Raw genomic sequence first — 17,880 nt, 5'->3', positions numbered from 1 at the left:
GAGGTATGTGCAAAATAAATTAAAGCATAGAACCTCCCAAAGGTTGTAATCTAAACTTTAGGAGGAAATGAAATTGAATATTAATCTGAAAAATTTAGGACTTACGGATCGATTTCTGCAGGAGTCTAAACAATATAAAAATCTCTATATTGGTCGGGTTTCATCTCAATATAAAAATGTATATAAGGTAATAACAGAAAATGGTGAGATGACAGCTGAGATAACTGGAAAATTTCACTATAGTGTAAAAGACCTTTCAGAATTTCCTGCTGTTGGTGATTTTGTGATGGTTGATCGAACCGATACTTCCCAAGGAAACGGGATTATTCATCATGTACTAACACGGAAAAGCGTTTTTGCAAGAAAAGTAGCTGGTTTAAAAGAAGATTTGCAAGTGGTCGCTACAAATATTGATACCGTATTTATTTGTATGTCACTAAATAATGATTTTAATCTTCGTAGACTAGAACGTTATCTTTCTATCGCTTGGGATAGCAGTGCGGTTCCAGTTGTTGTCCTGACAAAATCAGACCTCTGTACGGATATTGAGACAAGACTTAACGAAGTATCTTCTATAGCTATTGGTGTAGAGGTGTACGTTACTTCAAGTGTTTCTGACGATGGGTATCAATCATTAAGAGGATATCTTTCAAATGGACAAACAGTGGCATTTATTGGTTCATCTGGTGTTGGGAAATCAACTTTAATTAATCGCTTTCTTGGTCAAAATGTATTAGATACGAGTGACATAAGAAACGACGATAAAGGAAGACATACCACTACTAGACGTGAACTAATCATGTTGCCCGAATCTGGTGTTGTGATCGATACTCCAGGTATGCGTGAACTTGGCATCATTCATGCTGATTTATCCAGAACATTTGCGGATATTGAAGAATTGGCAACTGAGTGTAAATTCAATGACTGTACTCACGCGAATGAACCTAAGTGTGTCGTACAAATGGCTATTAAGGATGGAATTTTGTCTGTCGATAGGTTAGAAAGCTATCGAAAACTAATCAAAGAAACAAAGTATGAAGGTCTTAATTCAAGAATGATAGAAAGAGAAAAACTAAATAACATCTTTAGTGAAATGGGCGGTATGAAAAGTGCCAAGAAGTTTCTAAAAGAACAAAAAAAGAAAAAACGTAGATAGCAAATTTAGGCTGGATCCCATAGGATTCAGTCTTTTTCCTTTTTCTTCAGTAATTCTATTAATTTGTATAAGTAATGTGCTCCACGAAGCTGTTGCTCGATTTGGTAGTCCATGTATGCCAAGGAATCCATTGTAATTCTTCTGATTTCGAAAACACTGTGCTGATTGATTTTTTCTAATACTTCTCTGACTGAATCAAGGAAGTAGAGAGATGATTGAACGGTGCGAATAATTAATAAACGACGAATATCTTCACGGTCGTACACGCGATATCCACTTTCAGGATCTCTACTAGGTGTAATTAATCCTTCCTTTTCCCAATGCCTAAGAGTTGAAGCCGGAACCTCAATTTCCTTTTCCACTTCCCCAATCGTATACCATTTTTCGTTTCTTTTATCCAAAAACCGTTGCATATTTTCAGGCTTCAATATGTCCAATGCTTTTGTTGCGTACTCTTTTCTTTGAAATAGATCTGCTTGAACTCTATTTACTTCCCATAAGGCTTCCGTAAATTGGTAACAGGGCTTGAAAACGTCAATCAGATGATCAGCGTTGGTCAATCCCCACTCAGTAGAATGAAACGCTCTAATATAGCAACATATATTGATCCGTTTACACCGATTCGAAATATGTTTGCTAAGGTTAAAGCTGCGAAAGATAGAGGATTAACAGCAAAACATTTTTCCTTTAATACTGGTGGTGGCCGTTGTGAAAAATGCCAAGGGTTGGGGTATGTTACAACGAATATGTTTTTCTTTCCAGAGATGGAAGTGGTTTGTCCAGTTTGTCATGGTGAACGATTTCAGAAGGAGGAGATAAAGGTGGTCAAATTATTGCAGAAGGAACACCGAATTTAATCGTAAAGAATCCAAAATCCTATACAGGGAAATACTTGTAACATAATGTTATATCAAAAATAAGAATTGACTGGACACTAAACGGTGTCATATAATAAAAGACACCGTTTAGTGTCCAATTTTATAAGGGGGGATTTAAAACGAGTAAAGTCCAAGAGCGTGATGTTTATGTAGCCATCGCTGACCCAACCAGACGTAAATTGATACGTCTGCTAGCAGATGCAGATGAGTTACCTCTTCACGAATTAACCGGTCAATTTCAAATGGGGCGTACCGCTGTTTCTAAGCATTTGACTATTTTAAAAAAAGCTAGTCTAGTCACTGACCGCAAAGTTGGTAGAGAAACCAGGTACCGACTAAACGCTGCTCCCTTACAGGAAGTTAAAGATTGGGTATCCTTTTACGAGAAATTCTGGAATGAAAGAGTGGCAGTCTTACAAAAACTATTATCGGAGGAATAAATAAATGGCAGATATATCTTTAGATTTTCAGTTTTCAAGTTCAATTAATAAGGTGTGGGAATCATTAACTGATTCGGAGATTCTTGCAAAATGGATAATGGAAAATGATTTTAAACCAATTGTAGGGTATAAATGTCAATTCCGAAATCCAGAATGGAATTTAATTGTAGATTGTGAAGTATTAGTAGTGGACGAGCCCTATAAGTTATCTTACACATGGGTTGGTGGCCCGATAAATACGATAGTGACTTGGACATTGAAGGAAAAGGATGGAGTTACCTACTTATACCTAGAACAAACAGGATTCAAAGAAGAAGATCAAGCGTTCAATGGAGCAAAATATGGTTGGGCAGGCAAGGTTGAAGAGCTTAAAAAAGTGTTAGAGGAACAATAGAGACGAACATAAATCTAAAGGAGATGGAAAATGAGTTTTTTTCAAGATATGTTTTCAGTATTTAAGAAGCGAGAGTTAGTTTTCTTAGACTATTCCAAGGAATCAGAGGAAGTGTACACCTTTAATTTTGAAAAAGAGAAAGATTTGACCTGGAAAGCAGGCCAACATGGGCTGATTACTGTTACTCATAAGAAAATAAAAAATCCGACTAAACCATTTACCTTGGCTTCTGCACCTACAGAAAATGTGGTGAAAATAACCACAACTATTAGCCATAATCCGAGTGATTTTAAAAAAGGATTTTTAGAATTAAAACCTGGAATGAAAGTTCGTATGGCTGGGCCTCTAGGTTCTTTTAATCTAAAGGAAAATAGCCCTACACTACTAATTGCAGGTGGAATTGGAATTACCCCGTTTCGATCGATTTTAAAGCAAATAGAGGTCGAAGGAAATGGAGTCGAGAACCCAATAAATCTACTTTATATGGATAGCAAAGATTCCTATATATATAAGAATGAACTTGATACAATTGCTAGCAATACAGGCATAAATATCACTTACCTTAATTCTAGGGATGATTTACATCAGGAGATCGATAAGTTTACGTCCTTATATAAAAGCAATGGTAAATACTTTATTGCAGGTCCGAAGTCAATGGTAGATGCTCTTTCTAGTTACTTACAAAATAAAAATATTTCAAAAGCGAATATTAAAAAAGATGCCTTTTATGGGTATTAGATAAGAAAAGTCCTAATTTAACGACAGTTGATATGTTGCGAACTTTCTGGGCCCTAGGAGATATAGGAATTTAGTTTATTGAGAATCTACTTATGGAATAAATCCACTGGAGATTCTCTTCGTTTCATCTACAAATTTACAACTTGATCTCATTTATCTTCTCTAGAGAACGGGACACTATTACACTACGTGGATCATAATTTTGGTGACATAATGTTCCTTAGCATTCTTTACAACCGTATCATAAATGTATTCTTCCAGTGCATAGTCCCCCAGCGCTAAATGCAAACGGTCCATTTCGGAAAATAGTCGCTTATATGCGTGCTGGATCGTTTTTTCATCTCCGACATGGTAGCCGATGAGATAGTTTCCCTCAACAGTTTGAAAATAGGGATAACCTTCCTTTGGGTTGGGCTGTTCCATATATAAATAGCTATAATGAGAGAACTCCTCTTTTAGCAATTGCTCTCGCTTTGTTAAGACCCCGATGGGATATCCTGTATCTAAGTGAGATATGTATAATTCATCGATAAAATCTGAAATAGCCTCGACAAATCCTTCGTCAGCCATATTCTCAATTTTTTCGCTTAAATAAAGAGTCATACTCGGTATATGTTCAAGTGTAATTTGCTTAAAATCAAGTTGTGAAGCTTCTTTCATTAGCGTGATTTTCGCATCAATGATTTTCTCCTTCATCTCGATCTCCTGCTTCTTTTTCACGATCTCGTCCTTTTTTTGGTACATCATCGATAAAAAAGTCTCTGGTGATTTCTTCTCCATGTATTGTTGAATATCTTCTAAGGACATACCAAGTTCCTTTAATAAGTCAATGACGAAGAAAAGTTCAATTTGGTGAATGGAGTAAAACCGGTATCCCTTTTCATTTTTGAATACAGGGGAAAAAAGCCCAATCTGGTCGTAATAAAAGAGAGTCTGTTTGTTGATTTTGCAAAGCTTCGCGAATGCCCCTGTCGTTAAATATTTGCTGTTCTTTTTATTCATAGAGATGTCCCCTCCTTGACTATATAGTTACTATATACATTAGGATGAAAAGAGTAAATATGAAAAATTAGGAGCACATATCAATATGAAAAGTTATAAAGTTACTTTGGGATTATTATTGCTGAATTTATTTATCGCCTTTTTGGGTATTGGTCTCGTTATCCCTGTTTTACCAACTTTGATGAATGAATTGGGAATTACAGGGACAACGGTCGGTTATTTGACAGCTGCCTTTGCTATTGCGCAATTAATTGTTTCTCCATTTGCAGGTAAAGCTACCGATAGATTTGGTCGGAAAATTATGATAGTCATCGGCTTATTTATTTTTGGTATCTCAGAGTTGTTATTTGGTCTTGGAAAAGAAATTGAAGTACTATTCATTTCTCGAATTCTAGGCGGAATTAGCGCAGCGTTTATCATGCCAGCCGTTACGGCTTTCATTGCTGATATTACGAATACAGATACGCGTCCGAAAGCTCTTGGCTATATGTCGGCAGCGATTAGTACAGGATTTATTATCGGACCTGGTATTGGCGGTTTCCTGGCAGAGTTCGGAACAAGAGTGCCATTCTTTTTTGCTGGAGGGTTAGGTACTACTGCCGCTATCCTATCCATTATTTTATTATCCGAGCCTAAGCGGACGGAAGGACATTCGGAGCAAGAATCAGACGGACGTATTGGTTTGCAACGTATTTTGGCTCCAAAATATTTCCTTGCGTTTATATTAATTTTTATCGCTTCCTTTGGTTTAGCGGCGTTTGAATCGTTTTTTAGTCTATTTGTTGATCATAAATTTCAGTTTAAACCATCTGATATCGCGATTGTGATTACAGGTGGCGCCATTTTTGGAGCGATTGCACAGGTAGTATTATTTGATAAACTCACACGAATTTGGGGTGAGATTAAGTTAATTCGCTATAGTTTAATTTTATCAGCAGTACTGGTCTATCTCATGACGGTTGTACATTCCTATTTCTCTATTTTACTCGTTACATTTATTGTCTTTGTTGGTTTCGATTTATTCCGACCAGCGGTGACTTCCTATCTGTCCAATATTGCTGGGAACGAACAAGGCTTTGTTGGTGGGATGAATTCTATGTTTACGAGCTTAGCGAATATTAGTGGACCGATCATCGGGGGAATTTTGTTTGATATCGATATTAATTATCCTTATTACTTTGCCACTGTCATACTAGTGATTGGAATTGTGATGACGATGTTTTGGAAGAAGCAAGCAGAGGGAGCATATAATCGAGTAAAGATTAACAAAGCGAACCTGAATTAAAAAGGATTAAAGTCCAATTACCCTAAACGCTATTTTTTGTGGAAGTAATGTAAGATCCGATTTATCACGTTACCAACTGAACAAAAGGATTGGGGGATTAAGGTAGCTCATTTTAGGGATCCAGCAGGGACTCTAATTGAGATTTATGAAAACATTTAAACCCCTAAAGGAGTGGAATCTAAACAATGGAAACTATGGCGCTTAGGTATTTAAATAAAAATGTTCTTCATCACATTAATATGATAGAAAGTATTAAACATCATCAAGCAAGGGTCATACGGGCAGATATCCACGGTGTTGTCATGTTTGACGTTCCGAGTGAAACATATATGATTAGCTGTGATAGTTTGGAAGATTATAAGAGATTGTTACAAGATATTGATGAGATAAGAGAATGTGAAGTATTTCAAAGTTGGGCCAAATCTTATGTTCAGGAGAAATATCACTTAATTCATAGGGATACATATTATCAGGCAGCCTTTTTTAAGGAACATTTATCAACTATTCAAAGTCCAAGATTGGAGATTAGGAGTCTTGATGCAAATGATATTCTTTTAGTAAAAAAATATTATCCTGCTAATGACCCTTCGTATGTTATCCAACGTCTTCAAGAGGGTACTCTTTTCGGAGGATTTTTAAATAATGATGTGATTGGGTTTATTGGAATTCACGATGAAGGTTCAATTGGCTTACTGGTAGTTGTTGAAAAATACAAAAGAAAAGGATATGGACTCGCGCTTCTGGACTTCATAATTCAACACTATTTAGAAAATAATAGAGTCCCATACTCTCAAATTAGTCATACGAATCAGGCTTCAATATTACTTCATCAAAAAGTGGGTATGGAGATTTCAAAAGATGTAATTGAGTGGTTAACTATGTAGGAAGTAGCACCGAATCGAATAGTAGGAGGATGAATATGGATACAAAATGGCTCGAATGGGCGAAACAACTACAAGCAATTGCGCAAGCAGGGCTAACCTATTCAAAAGATGTTTATGATGTAGAAAGATTTGAAATGATTCGCGAGATGAGCATCGAAATTATCTCTCAATATACTGAAGTGGATAAAAGGCTCATTCGAGATCTGTTTGCCAATGAAACGGGATATGCAACACCAAAGGTTGATATAAGAGCTGTTATATTTAGAGACCAAAAAATTTTGTTGGTTAAGGAAAAAAGTGACGGCGCTTGGGCATTACCAGGTGGCTGGGGAGACATTGGGTTATCTCCGAGTGAAGTAGCTGTTAAAGAAGTAAAAGAAGAAGCGGGTTTTGATGTAAGAGCCGTTAAGTTTTTAGGAGTACTTGATAAAAAGTGTCACCCACATCCACCATCCCCTTATCATGTTTATAAACTGTTTATTCAATGTGAAATTGTAAGTGGAGAAGCAACGAAAGGAATCGAAACAAGCGAAGTCGAGTTTTTCTCGGAAGAAGAATTACCTATATTATCTGTTGAACGAAATACGGAATCTCAAATCAAATGGGCATTTAAATATTTGCATAATCCAAACGAAACGATCTATTTCGATTAATTTACTGCTAAAGCAATAGCTTATATACGATTCAGTCCACGTTTTCTGAATGTTATCTTCCGTTTATTCAAAATTCATAGGTTATTATTTATGTAGAAGTCTTTTTTTATTATAAAAACTACATAAAATATGACATACTGTTGTCATATTAAGAATGATATAGTTATGCCCAATGATAGATGGAGGAATATATGATGAAGACATGTTCTTGGCCTGGAAATAATCAGCTTATGCAGGTATATCATGACGAAGAGTGGTGTGTACCAAATACGGATGATCCGTATATTTTTGAAATGCTCACTTTGGAAGGTGCACAATCAGGGTTATCCTGGAGTATTGTTTTAGCAAAACGAGAAGGCTACAAAAAGGCATTTCATAACTTTAATATTGAGTCTTGTTCGAGGTTAACAGATGCAGACTTGGAAAATATAAAGGAACATGAAAATGTGATTAAGCATTTAGCGAAGCTTAAATCTATTCGAGATAATGCGAAAGCGATTTTGAAACTACAAGAGGAGTTTGGGAGTTTTTCAAATTTTCTCTGGCAATACGTAGATTTTAAACCAATTATTCATAATTGGGACTCCGAGTCACAAATTCCAGCTGAATCAGAGTTATCCAAACAAATCAGTAAAGATTTAAAAAAACAGGGCTTCAAATTTGTCGGCCCAGTGACGATGTATTCCTTTATGCAAGCGGTTGGTATGGTTGATGACCATATTAAAACATGTCCCTACCATACTTATAATAAATAATGAGGTGTTTAAATATGAATATGCAGGAAGCGGTTGAACGGTCGTTACAAATTAGAAAGGCTTATCATCAATTAGAAAAGAAGTATCATGGGACGGAGTGGTCTGTGGAGGAGGATGCACTTGCCTTTCTTACGGATGCAGCATTAGTTGGAAGGTTAACGATGGCTCAACAAGAAAGATGGCCAACAGGGAGTGACCCAGAAAAAGAACTAATGGATAAGATTGGCGAATCGATCTGGTGGTTGATTATTCTAGCAGACCGAATGGGGATTAATAGTAATCATGCCTTGGAGAAATTTCTAGAAACAAAAGAGAAACAATTACTGTAAGAATTGTTTCTTCAGGGAGGCTCTCTCATGCCCATCAATAGACATTTTGAAATCATATATATGTTATTAGAAAGAAAAATCATTACGGCAAAAGAATTAGCAGAGCATTTTGAGGTATCAACTAGAACGATTTATAGAGATGTAGATGTTTTAAGTGGTGCAGGAATACCGATTTATGCGAGCAAAGGGAAGGGGGGAGGAATTTCTTTATTAGAAGGATATTCCTTTAATGCTTCCCTTTTATCAAGCCATGAACAGGAAGATATTTTAGTGGGGTTACAGACGTTGGAGGTCACTGGTTTTCTGAATACCGACCAAATACTAGAAAAGGTAACACGATTATTTAAAAAGGATACAACAAATTGGATTGACGTTGATTTTTCCCCATGGGGAAGTGAGCGGGAAAATAAACAGTTATTTGTATCATTACGAGATGCTATTACCCAGAAATTTGTGGTTCGTTTTAATTACTTTAATTCTGAAGGAGTAAAAAGTGAGCGAAATATAGAGCCTATTCAATTGTTATTCAAACGGAATGCTTGGTATGTTTCAGGTTACTGTTTAGATAAAAGGGATTTTCGAATTTTCAAGATTAGCAGAATGAGAAGATTAGCTGTAACGCGTCAAATCTTTAGCGGAAAAGCTTTCCCTAATGCGATGGAAAATGCTGAAAGCCAAGTTGCGAATTCATCAATTCCGATCATGTTAAGAATTGCTTCTAAAGGAGCCTATCGGGTTTATGACGAATTTTCTGATCACATGATTACAGTGAATGAAGATGGCTCCTATACCGTGAAAGCAAAATTTCCGATTGGCCACTGGTTAGATAGTTACTTGCTATCATTTGGAACACTGTTAGAGGAAGTTTATCCTGATGAGTTGCGTACAAGATTGGTGACCAAAATAGATGAGATTAAACGTAATCTCCACGTTGGTGATTAGAGGGATTTTTCTTAAAGCAGTAGCTAAATTGCTAATGTGAGCATCAAAATCATTATTCTAGTTTTGCTCTACACATTTAAGGGATAATTAAAAAGGGACAGTGGACCTGTCCCTGTGTTCCAGCTAGTCTTTTTTTCCGGCTATGCCGTAAAAGAAAAGTTTCGTTAACTCCTCCGCTATTGGAAGTGTCGTTTTGGCAAAGTCCTCGCGTTGCATATATTCATGAAACATCTGTAAATATAACAAAATGGCTTCATTCGATATAGATGAATCAATATATCCTTTTTCCCTGCCATTATTAAAGAGCTCGATAAAGAGCGGGAGTGCTTCTTTCATGTATATTTCTTCAACATAACTTTGTCCACTGGCAAAATCCTTCATAAAATCCTGAAAAAACTTTTCACTTATTTGATTGATAGCAGTACCTTTCTCGAATAGCATCTTTGTTATTTTTTCATTAAATGGAAGGTCGCTTTCTAGGAACTGCTTCTGTTCATCCCATATTTGATCGACATAAAACTTAAAAACGAACTTAGCTAAGTTATCTTTACTTTCGAAGTAATTGTAGATCGTGACTTGAGATACATTTGCCTTTTTAGCAATTTCTGCGATGGAAACCTTTTGTATTCCAAATTCCATAAATAAGGCTAATGCAGCTTCTAATATATTTTTTTTCTTTTGTTCTCTACGCTTTTCGAAACCATCCATTTCTTTCACCTCATTGTTAGTTTAATGAAAAATATGTAATTTAACAACAAAAATAGTTCATAAACTGTTGAGAATAGCATGAGTTTTGTATATAATGAACTATATAAGTTAATATATTTCATAATTAGCGAGAGGAGAAAAATAGATGACGATATTAAAAACGAACAATCTAACGAAAAAATTTGGAAAGTTTACTGCATTAGATGGTGTGAGTATGGAAGTGAAGGAGGGAGAAGTTTACGGTTTTATAGGTCCGAATGGGGCAGGGAAATCAACCACTATTCGAATATTACTCGGAATGTTAAAGGCGTCCCAAGGTGAGGCTAGAATTTTTGGTAAGGATGCATGGTCGGATGCTGTTGACATTCATAAACGTATTGCATATGTGCCAGGTGATGTGAATCTATGGCCAAATTTGACTGGTGGCGAAGTGATTGATCTCTTTATGAAAATGAATGGAAGCACAAATAAGGAAAGACGAGAAAGTTTAATAAAGAAATTTGATTTTGATCCAACCAAAAAAAGTAGAACGTATTCGAAAGGGAATCGACAAAAGGTGGCATTAATCGCTGCATTTGCATCGGATGCGGATCTTTATATTTTAGATGAGCCAACATCAGGACTTGATCCGTTGATGGAAAATATCTTCCAGGAATGTGTGCTGGAGGCAAAAAAGGCTGGTAAAAGTGTCTTACTATCCAGTCACATATTATCAGAGGTCGAAAAATTATGTGATCGGGTAGGCATTATCCGTCAAGGGAAGATCATTGAAACTGGAACATTAGATGAATTAAGACATTTAACTCGTACTCATTTAACAATTAAAACGAAAGAACAAATAGATTCTCTAAACAAACTAAAAGGGATTTACAATTTGAAGGAAAAAGATTTAGAGCTTACTTTCCAGGTGGATACAGATGAACTTGATTCAGTCATTCGTTATATTAGTGGGTTTGGGATTTTAAAATTAGAAAGTGCCCCACCAACATTAGAAGATTTATTTATGCGTCATTATCAAGGTAGACCACACTCTAACTCTAGGGCAGAGGGGTCGATATAATGTACGAGAGATATTTTAAAGGAACCAAGCATTTAACAGCGTTCATTTTCAGACAACAGCGGTTTAAAATTCTTGTTTGGTTAATTAGTTTACTTGGAATTACCTTGTCAGTTGCCGCATTCTACCCAGAAGTTTATGGCGATGAACAGTCCAGGCAAGCTGCATCTATGACAATGGATAATCCAGCGATGGTGGCGATGCTTGGACCAGGATATGAAGTAGAAGCATACGTGCATTCTATCGGTACGATGTTTGCCAATGAAATGTTGCTTTTTACTGCTATTGCCGTAGCGATCATGAGTATACTGCTTGTCGGGCGGGCTACCCGAGGGGACGAAGAGGATGGGCGTGTTGAAATGATTCGTGCACTTTCTGTTGGTCGACTCTCCTATGCTAGTGCGGTCATGATCGTTATCGTATCGACCCATGTATTGCTCGCTTTATTAACAGGGATTGGTTTAGCTTCCTTAGGAATAGAAGGCATCCATGTAGAAGATTCTTTCTTATATGGTTCCATTTTAGGGGCAACAGGTCTACTATTTGCAGCCTTTACCGCGGTCTTTGCTCAGCTTACTGAAACTTCAAGAGGAACGACCATGTTCTCTTTTATGTTGTTAATCATCGCTTATCTTGTTCGAGCAATAGGAGATGTGAGTAGCGATACTTTGTCATGGATATCGCCACTTGGCTGGACCGTCAGAACGGGAGTATTCGCAGAAAATGATTGGTGGCCGGTTTTATTATCTATTATCGTTGCCATTTTATTTGGAGTTGTAGCATTTTATTTACACTCTATACGTGATTTAGGGTCTGGTTTTATTGCTGCAAGGAAAGGTAACACACATGCTTCAACTTTTTTACGAACAACATTAGGGCTTACTTTCAGGCTGCAACGAACCAATATAATTGCGTGGGCGATTGGATTATTTGCTTTGAGTAGTTCTTTTGGAGCCATTCTAGGAGATTTAGAAACATACTTTGCTGACATTGAACTTATGCAAGCATTTGTTGAAGTCGATTCGGATTACACGCTGACGGAGCAATTTATTACATTACTAATGGCGATTATGTCTTTGATAAGCCTTGTTCCAGCTGTGATGGTCGTTCTAAAATTAAAGGCTGAAGAAACGAAAAACCTCACAGAAAATTTTTACAGTCGTGCAGTATCACGAACTCGTATATTAGCGAGTCACAGCTTCTTAGCGGTTGTTGTAAGCTTTCTCATGCAATCACTTGTTGCCTTAGGGCTATGGTCAGTTAGTGGGACAGTGATGGATGAGGCATTATCATTTAGTACAACTTTTGCTTCAGCATATGTTTATTTGCCAGCGAGTTGGGCTGTTATTGGTTTAGTTATTTTACTAGTCGGGGCAATTCCAAAGTTGACAGGTTTAATATGGTTATATGTTGTCTATTGCTTTGTTGTTGTTTACCTAAGCGGACTGCTCGATTTTCCAAATTGGATGAATAGTATCTCTGTCTTTGAACATGTCCCACAAATTCCAGTAGATGATGGGAATACCATGGCGTTGATAATCTTAACGTTGATTGCGATAGTTTTAATGGTAATTGGTTTTACAGGCTATAACAAACGGGACATTGCCGGATAATGGGTTTAGATGCAATACTAGTTGAAAGAAAAAAGTATGCGGAAATTGAATAGGAAGTCACAAATTTATGCCTATTTGGTACAATTAACCAAATAGGCATTTTGCTGTCAAAAAGATGAACTAGTTTGAGAATTGCTTTACTATAGAAACCTTCTTGCACAGGTGTCAGGATTGAAACTAGAAAAACACTAATAAAAATTGAGATGTGAGGTGGGATTTTATATGGGGAAAGGGACAAAAGTAATTCTATTTTTGCTAGTGGCAATCGTGTTGTTGTTGCTGAATCCAATTGAGATCTTTACAGAGATGCGAACGAAGAGTGAGGTTGATCGTTTGCTTTCGGATCCGGCGGTAATGGAAGAATTGTTCGATGGGGAAATAGAAGACATTGAACATATTGGAGGTAAAACTTATTCTGTTGAAGCAAATGGTTCTATCTTTGTTATTCTCGTAGAGAAAAAGAATGGCAGAACTCAGTTTGATATTTTTGAAGAAATTAGAAAAGTAAATCAAGGGCAAGGATATTAAGGCTCCCTACTTATCGGGATTTATGCGCATAAGCTAGATACTCAGTACACGAGTAAAACTTGTACACTACTTGCAGTAGAACCAATTTTAAAAATAAGAGGCTCAGAGACTTCTGAAGCAAAGTATTGGAGGATTAAGAGTATCGAAAATGAGGAGTTTGATGACATTCTAGCTGTGACAGAACAAGATACGCCTGAGCCTCTTCCTACGATGGAAACTGATTTGCCCCATCAAAAATACTCGATCATGAGTTCAAGCATCCTATTAGAGCAAAATGCGATAAGAAGCGTGAGTGGTTATGGTTACAAAAAAGAGGATGAAGAGGTTCTGACTAGTCTTGTTTTTGAATTAGACGATCTTTACTTATTGGTTGAGGCTGGAGCAGGTCTGCTAGTTCAAATCAAGATGACGAAGGAGTCCCCTAAGGAACTTGGGACTTTACTTTACACTGTTTAGAAAGGGTGGGCTGTCTGAAAAATCCCTAAAATAAAGCAAGAGGAGAAAAACGGTTTGTTATTCTCCTCTTGCTTGTCTGTTCTGTTGATTCGCATTCTAAAATTTTGCTCCACTGTTATAAGCGGAAATTTTCCGCTTATATACAGAATGGAGCTCGTTGGATAGGAAATAACGGAAGTTTTTCCGCTTATACAGTGTAAAATCACCTATTTTCACGATATTAGAGCCAATAGGCGGAAATTCTCCGCCTATATAAGCTGTTTTGCATGATATTTGTTAATTAAGCGGAAATTTTCCTTCTATTTTCCTCTTTAGCTCGCCGAGTTCTTAACGTCAAATCCGCTGAGACGGTTCAATTTCCACCTCTTTTTCTTGCTTCTTAATGACAATCACAAATAAACAAGCAAGTAGGCAGAAACCTCCAGCCATGAGAAATGCCCATGAATAGGAGTTAAAGACCTTATAAATAATGCCTGCACCACTCGCTGCAACCGCTGCTCCTACTTGGTGGGCCGCAAAAATCCAACCATAGATGACCACACTTTTTTCTACACCGAAGATTTGTCTTGAAATATTAACAGTTGGTGGAACGGTGGCGATCCAGTCAAGTCCATAAAAGATCGAAAAGATGATTAAAAGTGTGACCGATCCATGTGTTAGAGCAAAGGGAAGAATAAGCAGGGACAAACCTCTCAAACCGTAATACCAGAATAAAAGCCAGCGGTTGTCAAAGCGATCTGAAAGCCACCCAGAAAGGGTTGTTCCGATTAAATCAAACATACCCATTAAGGAAAGCATGGAGGCGGCAGTCACAGCAGTAAACCCGAAACCAATGCAGTACGAAATGAAATGGGTCCCAATTAATCCACTTGTTGAAAGACCGCAAATGAAGAAACTGCCTGCCAATAACCAAAATTCTTTAACTTTAATCGCATCAAAAAGGGTTGAAAAAGCGATCATGATCGGATTGCGCTTTTGCCTAACATCCACTTCTTCGTGTTGTTCATCCTGAAGTCCATAAGGGAGAATTCCCATATCCTTTGGAGAGCTTTTCATGAAAAAGAGAATGATTGCAAACATAACTACGCTCAAAATGAGGATAAGACCAATCGCCCATTGCCATGAATAAGATTCAACAAGGGCTGCTAATACAGGAAGAAGCACCAACTGTCCTGTTGCCGTACTAGCCGTTAAAATACCAACAGCTAATCCTCTTTTTTTGACGAACCATCGATTGGCAATATGGGGACTTAATATCGTTAAAAACAAACTTGAGCCGAGTCCAATGATGACTCCCCAAATGAGGATCAACTGCCAAACTTCATTCATCAAAAAGGTAAGACCTAAACCTGCAATCAGTGTGGCCATCGCTAATAACATCATTTTCTTGAGTCCCACAACATCTACTAAGGCGGCCATGAAAGGTCCAGAAAAGCCATAGAGAAATAGACTAATAGCAAAGGCAAAGGAAATGACTGAACGATCCCAACCGAAATCATTTTCAAAAGGAACAATAAAAACCCCCGAAGAGGAGCGGGTTATTCCCGCCGCGATAATGGCAAAAAAGGTGATAAATAATATAATCCAGCTATAATGAATCCGTTTCAAACCTTCACCTCATCTTGGTGGAAAATAAAGTTAAATAGATTATAGTCGATTTGAAAGAAATATAATAAATAATTGCTTACAATATTGAGCGAAATTCTTAATCGAGCTTTCCAAAGCGTTCAATAAATACTACGGTTCCGTCCGTATTTAGATGATCTTGAGCAAAAACAATCAAGACTATCATTGGTCTATTCAGTCAAGATCGTGCTTAAAAAAGGGTTAAGATTACTTGGAATGGAACTCCTGATGAGATGTAAACGAGGCGAACATGATTCGCCTTTTCGTGTGAGGAAGGATTTTCACTTTCCGTTAAAGAAGTGTAATGTAAGAAGTAGTAAAGGGAGGCCTCGGGTTGGAAAGATTGGAATACATCCGGAATGAAGAAAAGAAATACCATGCCTTCTGTTATGAGAACTATAAATTGTTTGAAGAAGGTTCGTGGTTACATAAGCCTGTCAATTAATAGCTGGAAGGTATTAACTCAACATGTTAAACCGTTAAAATATGAAATTGCTCGCGATAATAAACCAGTTATTTTGAAAACAAATGCCATTACATATGTTGCTAGAAAAATATAATCAGATATTGAAGGAGTCCAAACATGCTCAATAATGAAAAGGATATCATTTCAGCTATCCAAGAGGATGAGTGGATGATGGAAATTTTAAAAGCAGCGCAAACATTGAATTTACCAGATTGGTGGGTGTGTGCGGGCTTTGTTCGTTCAAAAATATGGGATGTGCTCCATCATTTTAAAGAGAGAACGTCTCTTGCTGATGTCGATGTCATCTATTTTGATCCAACAAACATTGAAGAGTCCTATGAAAAAGAGTTGGAAAAAAAGTTAACAGCGATAAATCCTGACATCCCTTGGTCTGTGAAAAACCAAGCGAGAATGCACCTCAAAAGTAATACGACTCCTTATCATTCATCTGTTGATGCGATTTCAAAATTTCCTGAAACGGTGACGGCGTTGGGAGTACAATTAGATGAGAAGGACAATGTGATCTTAACTGCGCCGCATGGAGTTCGAGATGTTCTTCATTTGGAGGTTCATCCAACTCCAGATTATAGCGAAAATATGGAAAAAATACTTGTCTATGAAGAGCGGGTCAAAGCAAAGAATTGGTCATCTATTTGGTATATGGTTCAGGTAAATCATCTTTTAAAGTGATGAAAATACGCAGAGGAGTAATGGATTATGACTATATTTCCAGTACTTGAGACAGAAAGATTAGAATTAAGACAAGTAACTAAAGAAGACGCCCCTCATATTTTAAGCTATCTTTCAGATGAAGAAGTGATGCAATATTATGGGTTAGAACCTTTTCAGACGATAGAGGAAGCGTTAGATGAAATATCATGGTATCAATCTATCCTAAAGAATAAAACAGGGATTCGATGGGGCATCACGTTAAAAGACCAAGGGGAAGTGATAGGGAGTTGTGGTTTTCATAACAGAGTTCCTCAGCATTATCGCACGGAAATTGGCTTTGAACTTAGTAGAAAATATTGGGGACAAGGAATCGCCAGAGAAGCGATTAATGCCATCATACAATATGGCTTTGAGCATATGGAAATCCATAGAATTGAAGCTTTAATTGAACCACCGAATCTACCATCACAAAAACTAGTAGAAAATCAAGGCTTTGTTCGCGAAGGCCTCTTAAGAAACTATGAATTTACACGTGAGAAATTTGATGATTTGTATATGTATTCGTTGTTGAAAATGGATATGAAAAAATGATTCTCGATTGTCAAAGGCACTTTTCGTTCAATCTCATTTTTCTAGGAGTACGAAAATGCTCATAAGTCGAGTAAGTTAGATAAATTACGGTTCCCTTATATAGTTTGAAGCTTCTTCTTCAGTAGTTCATAATAAAGGGCTGTCGTGGTTTGGACAATTAGAAAAACAATTAATGAAAAGTGAATCTTGTATCCTTGCTGGTAATGGGTAACTCCCATGATAGAAGAGAATTTTTCCATGGTTAAGCCGATAATGGTCCAACCTAGTATGTAAAAAATAAAATACTTTTTGCTAATATGCAACAGCTCATAAAAATAAATAAAAAAATAGCTAAAAGTAGCGAATAAAAAATAAGTTAACAAATCAGACAGTTCATATCTATTGGAGTCATTCACTTTATAAAAATCAAACAAGCCTCCGCCAATGGTAAAGTCAAATAGGGTTGCACTAGCAAATCCCCATACTAGAAACAAGATCATGATTTGTAAAGGAAGCTTTTTAGGTAAAATAATGACAGCAAGATAAGCAATAAGTAACATAATGATTATATAGATTTCATTTTTATCATACGTTTCCCAAAGAATCATTGTCTTTTTTTCACATCCCTAACGACTAGTTTTGGTGATAGCTTTTTAACGAACCCAACGATTTAAATAATTTGTAACTAAAAAATGAGATGCTAACGAGACAAATGTAGTAGATTGCTT

At 36.8% G+C, this 17,880-nt stretch carries 23 protein-coding genes and 1 pseudogene; 19 read left to right on the top strand and 5 right to left on the bottom strand.

What is annotated here, in order from left to right; all coding sequences use genetic code 11:
- Positions 1 to 73 precede the first annotated feature (73 nt).
- Positions 74 to 1,156, top strand: a complete 1,083-nt coding sequence (gene rsgA, locus AA0X71_RS23395; protein WP_413357694.1) for a ribosome small subunit-dependent GTPase A — start codon at positions 74 to 76, stop codon at positions 1,154 to 1,156.
- Between the two features lie 26 nt (positions 1,157 to 1,182).
- Here rsgA and AA0X71_RS23390 read toward each other — a convergent pair whose 3' ends face one another.
- Positions 1,183 to 1,716, bottom strand: coding sequence for a MerR family transcriptional regulator (locus AA0X71_RS23390; protein WP_413357692.1), 534 nt, complete (start codon positions 1,714 to 1,716; stop codon positions 1,183 to 1,185).
- Between the two features lie 15 nt (positions 1,717 to 1,731).
- On the opposite strand from AA0X71_RS23390, the gene AA0X71_RS23385 reads away from it, so the two are divergent.
- The 4 genes from AA0X71_RS23385 (at position 1,732) to AA0X71_RS23370 (ending at position 3,606) form a co-directional block, all read left to right on the top strand.
- Positions 1,732 to 2,013, top strand: coding sequence for a hypothetical protein (locus AA0X71_RS23385; RefSeq protein WP_413357690.1), 282 nt, complete (start codon positions 1,732 to 1,734; stop codon positions 2,011 to 2,013).
- A 200-nt stretch (positions 2,014 to 2,213) separates the two neighbouring features.
- Complete coding sequence (locus AA0X71_RS23380) at positions 2,214 to 2,474, top strand: ArsR/SmtB family transcription factor (protein WP_413357689.1); 261 nt, start codon at positions 2,214 to 2,216, stop codon at positions 2,472 to 2,474.
- Positions 2,475 to 2,478: 4 nt separating this feature from the next.
- The gene (locus AA0X71_RS23375; protein WP_413357687.1) at positions 2,479 to 2,868 is read left to right on the top strand and encodes an SRPBCC family protein; all 390 of its coding nucleotides are present in this window, start codon (positions 2,479 to 2,481) and stop codon (positions 2,866 to 2,868) included.
- A 30-nt stretch (positions 2,869 to 2,898) separates the two neighbouring features.
- The gene (locus AA0X71_RS23370; protein ID WP_413357685.1) at positions 2,899 to 3,606 is read left to right on the top strand and encodes an FAD-dependent oxidoreductase; all 708 of its coding nucleotides are present in this window, start codon (positions 2,899 to 2,901) and stop codon (positions 3,604 to 3,606) included.
- 180 nt (positions 3,607 to 3,786) lie between these two features.
- Here AA0X71_RS23370 and AA0X71_RS23365 read toward each other — a convergent pair whose 3' ends face one another.
- On the bottom strand, positions 3,787 to 4,608 hold the full coding sequence (locus tag AA0X71_RS23365; protein ID WP_413357683.1) for a MerR family transcriptional regulator: 822 nt from the start codon (positions 4,606 to 4,608) through the stop codon (positions 3,787 to 3,789).
- An 85-nt stretch (positions 4,609 to 4,693) separates the two neighbouring features.
- On the opposite strand from AA0X71_RS23365, the gene norA reads away from it, so the two are divergent.
- From norA to AA0X71_RS23335, 6 genes are all read left to right on the top strand, one after another.
- Positions 4,694 to 5,893, top strand: coding sequence for a multidrug efflux MFS transporter NorA (gene norA, locus AA0X71_RS23360; protein WP_413357681.1), 1,200 nt, complete (start codon positions 4,694 to 4,696; stop codon positions 5,891 to 5,893).
- 185 nt (positions 5,894 to 6,078) lie between these two features.
- Positions 6,079 to 6,777, top strand: coding sequence for a GNAT family N-acetyltransferase (locus AA0X71_RS23355; RefSeq protein ID WP_413357679.1), 699 nt, complete (start codon positions 6,079 to 6,081; stop codon positions 6,775 to 6,777).
- Positions 6,778 to 6,812: 35 nt separating this feature from the next.
- The gene (locus AA0X71_RS23350) at positions 6,813 to 7,430 is read left to right on the top strand and encodes an NUDIX hydrolase (RefSeq protein ID WP_413357677.1); all 618 of its coding nucleotides are present in this window, start codon (positions 6,813 to 6,815) and stop codon (positions 7,428 to 7,430) included.
- A gap of 194 nt (positions 7,431 to 7,624) precedes the next feature.
- Positions 7,625 to 8,185, top strand: a complete 561-nt coding sequence (locus tag AA0X71_RS23345) for a DNA-3-methyladenine glycosylase I (protein ID WP_413357675.1) — start codon at positions 7,625 to 7,627, stop codon at positions 8,183 to 8,185.
- A 14-nt stretch (positions 8,186 to 8,199) separates the two neighbouring features.
- The gene (locus AA0X71_RS23340; protein WP_413357673.1) at positions 8,200 to 8,514 is read left to right on the top strand and encodes a MazG-like protein; all 315 of its coding nucleotides are present in this window, start codon (positions 8,200 to 8,202) and stop codon (positions 8,512 to 8,514) included.
- Positions 8,515 to 8,541: 27 nt separating this feature from the next.
- Positions 8,542 to 9,456 (top strand): helix-turn-helix transcriptional regulator, encoded by a 915-nt coding sequence (locus AA0X71_RS23335; protein WP_413357671.1) that lies wholly within the window; start codon positions 8,542 to 8,544, stop codon positions 9,454 to 9,456.
- Positions 9,457 to 9,579: 123 nt separating this feature from the next.
- On the opposite strand, the gene AA0X71_RS23330 is transcribed toward AA0X71_RS23335, so the two are convergent.
- The gene (locus AA0X71_RS23330; protein ID WP_413357669.1) at positions 9,580 to 10,164 is read right to left on the bottom strand and encodes a TetR/AcrR family transcriptional regulator; all 585 of its coding nucleotides are present in this window, start codon (positions 10,162 to 10,164) and stop codon (positions 9,580 to 9,582) included.
- A gap of 145 nt (positions 10,165 to 10,309) precedes the next feature.
- Here AA0X71_RS23330 and AA0X71_RS23325 point away from each other — a divergent pair, with 145 nt between their 5' ends.
- From AA0X71_RS23325 to AA0X71_RS23310, 4 genes are all read left to right on the top strand, one after another.
- Positions 10,310 to 11,224, top strand: coding sequence for an ATP-binding cassette domain-containing protein (locus AA0X71_RS23325; RefSeq protein ID WP_413357667.1), 915 nt, complete (start codon positions 10,310 to 10,312; stop codon positions 11,222 to 11,224).
- The gene (locus tag AA0X71_RS23320) at positions 11,224 to 12,834 is read left to right on the top strand and encodes an ABC transporter permease (protein ID WP_413357665.1); all 1,611 of its coding nucleotides are present in this window, start codon (positions 11,224 to 11,226) and stop codon (positions 12,832 to 12,834) included. Before AA0X71_RS23325 ends, AA0X71_RS23320 begins: the two co-directional genes overlap by 1 nt.
- Positions 12,835 to 13,056: 222 nt before the next feature.
- Positions 13,057 to 13,362: a hypothetical protein gene (locus tag AA0X71_RS23315; protein WP_413357664.1), complete on the top strand. Its 306-nt coding sequence runs from the start codon at positions 13,057 to 13,059 to the stop codon at positions 13,360 to 13,362.
- A gap of 174 nt (positions 13,363 to 13,536) precedes the next feature.
- Positions 13,537 to 13,818: a hypothetical protein gene (locus tag AA0X71_RS23310; RefSeq protein ID WP_413357662.1), complete on the top strand. Its 282-nt coding sequence runs from the start codon at positions 13,537 to 13,539 to the stop codon at positions 13,816 to 13,818.
- Between the two features lie 333 nt (positions 13,819 to 14,151).
- Here AA0X71_RS23310 and AA0X71_RS23305 read toward each other — a convergent pair whose 3' ends face one another.
- Complete coding sequence (locus AA0X71_RS23305) at positions 14,152 to 15,426, bottom strand: MFS transporter (RefSeq protein WP_413357660.1); 1,275 nt, start codon at positions 15,424 to 15,426, stop codon at positions 14,152 to 14,154.
- 183 nt (positions 15,427 to 15,609) lie between these two features.
- Here AA0X71_RS23305 and AA0X71_RS23300 point away from each other — a divergent pair, with 183 nt between their 5' ends.
- The 4 genes and pseudogenes from AA0X71_RS23300 (at position 15,610) to AA0X71_RS23285 (ending at position 17,173) form a co-directional block, all read left to right on the top strand.
- Positions 15,610 to 15,807, top strand: a complete 198-nt coding sequence (locus AA0X71_RS23300; protein ID WP_413357658.1) for a hypothetical protein — start codon at positions 15,610 to 15,612, stop codon at positions 15,805 to 15,807.
- Positions 15,779 to 15,883, top strand: a pseudogene (locus AA0X71_RS23295) (class I SAM-dependent methyltransferase); the annotation flags it as partial. The gene AA0X71_RS23300 and the pseudogene AA0X71_RS23295, both read left to right, overlap by 29 nt.
- Positions 15,884 to 16,027: 144 nt before the next feature.
- On the top strand, positions 16,028 to 16,600 hold the full coding sequence (locus AA0X71_RS23290; protein ID WP_413357656.1) for a nucleotidyltransferase family protein: 573 nt from the start codon (positions 16,028 to 16,030) through the stop codon (positions 16,598 to 16,600).
- A gap of 27 nt (positions 16,601 to 16,627) precedes the next feature.
- On the top strand, positions 16,628 to 17,173 hold the full coding sequence (locus AA0X71_RS23285) for a GNAT family N-acetyltransferase (protein WP_413357654.1): 546 nt from the start codon (positions 16,628 to 16,630) through the stop codon (positions 17,171 to 17,173).
- 95 nt (positions 17,174 to 17,268) lie between these two features.
- On the opposite strand, the gene AA0X71_RS23280 is transcribed toward AA0X71_RS23285, so the two are convergent.
- Positions 17,269 to 17,760, bottom strand: coding sequence for a hypothetical protein (locus tag AA0X71_RS23280; protein ID WP_413357652.1), 492 nt, complete (start codon positions 17,758 to 17,760; stop codon positions 17,269 to 17,271).
- Positions 17,761 to 17,880 lie beyond the last annotated feature (120 nt).

Origin of the sequence: Robertmurraya phoenicis (assembly GCF_047302285.1) — a bacterium.
Taxonomy (GTDB): Bacteria; Bacillota; Bacilli; order Bacillales; family Cytobacillaceae; genus Robertmurraya.
Note: the sequence above shows the minus strand (reverse complement) of the source record. Positions and strands in the feature narration are given on the sequence as shown.